The sequence below is a fragment of the Vibrio sp. 2134-1 genome (assembly GCF_033339495.1).
This window is the reverse complement of the sequence record NZ_JAWOUS010001037.1, coordinates 1-500: the sequence shown is the minus strand read 5'-3', so window position 1 is coordinate 500 and position 500 is coordinate 1. Positions and strand designations below refer to the sequence as shown.

Sequence of the window (500 nt, the reverse complement as noted above, 5' to 3'; positions counted from 1 at the left end):
CTCTGTGCAGGTGCCAATTTTCCGGAAGCCCAGCAATGCTCAGCTCTTTTTCCGTTTCAATATAAATCATTGCGTCTTCTGCAAGCCAACCGTTTTGCTCTAGCAAGGTCACGGTTTCATCCAATAGTCCCTTACGGAAAGGTGGATCGATGAAAACCACATGATGTGGTGTGCCTGGTTGTTTCAGAAAGCTCAAGGCATCGGTGTTCACCACTTGGATATTAGTGGCTTTCAACGACGCGACGTTTTTTTGTAACTGCTGAAAAGCTTGCGGGTTGATCTCAATCATGGTCACGAGTTCTGCTTGGCGTGAAGCCGATTCAAAACCCAAACCACCAGAGCCAGCAAATAAATCGAGGCATTTTGCTTGCGGCACATCTTGTGCTAACCAGTTAAACAGGGTTTCTTTCACGCGGTCAGTGGTTGGACGCAAACCTTCAGCGTCATGGACAGGGAGTTTTCTACCTCTCCATAAACCACTAATAATGCGAACAAAGCCC

General features: G+C 47.2%; 1 protein-coding gene. It reads right to left on the bottom strand.

The window, feature by feature from the left end; all coding sequences use genetic code 11:
• Window positions 1-500: 16S rRNA (guanine(966)-N(2))-methyltransferase RsmD (rsmD, locus tag R7R78_RS29915; RefSeq protein ID WP_318119960.1), on the bottom strand; the 500-nt coding region annotated here is incomplete at both ends.